The 501-nt window shown below is 50.5% G+C and carries 1 protein-coding gene and 1 pseudogene; both read right to left on the reverse strand.

Annotated elements, in window-relative coordinates:
- Window positions 1-291 (reverse strand): annotated as a pseudogene (locus M3090_RS15605) (DUF1273 domain-containing protein); the annotation flags it as partial.
- A gap of 12 nt (window positions 292-303) precedes the next feature.
- Window positions 304-501, reverse strand: a 198-nt coding sequence (locus M3090_RS15610; protein WP_249057797.1) for a hypothetical protein, incomplete at its 5' end; no start/stop codon positions are given.

Below are 501 nucleotides of genomic sequence, written 5' to 3' on the forward strand. Positions count from 1 at the left end.
ACTGATGTAAAGCCTCTTGTTCGTGTCGGAATAGCGTGCGGACTGCTTCCGGAAAGGGATGGCAGCTACCAACCGTATATCGGTTAATTCGTTTCTTACCGTCAAGACTGCCTTTGCAAAAATCAAATCGCTGCCTTCCGCCATGCCTGAGAGAAAGTTACGGTAGCCCAAAGCATACAGTCTTTTGATTTCCGTCACCATGCCTGTAAAAAGAGTAAGCATGGGTTGGCTTATCCTGCCGGAGCGGTGTCCGGTAAACGAAACGTTCTTTGAAATGTTTGTTGTATCCATGATGATGTGAGTTTAGAGTGTTAATACCCAGACTATGAAAGCGACAACCGAAACAAACGCAAAAAGGAACACAAGGCAGACCCACAGGAAACGGACTACACCCACAAGGAAGTTCCACGCCAGCCACAGCCCGACGAACCACACCAGAAGGGAGCCACCGTACAGGGATGTGCCGAGTGCCGCAAGGGAGAACCTCACCGCCACGCCCAC

It is taken from the genome of Bacteroides sp. ET71 (assembly GCF_023336905.1).
Taxonomy (GTDB): domain Bacteria; phylum Bacteroidota; class Bacteroidia; order Bacteroidales; family Bacteroidaceae; genus Bacteroides.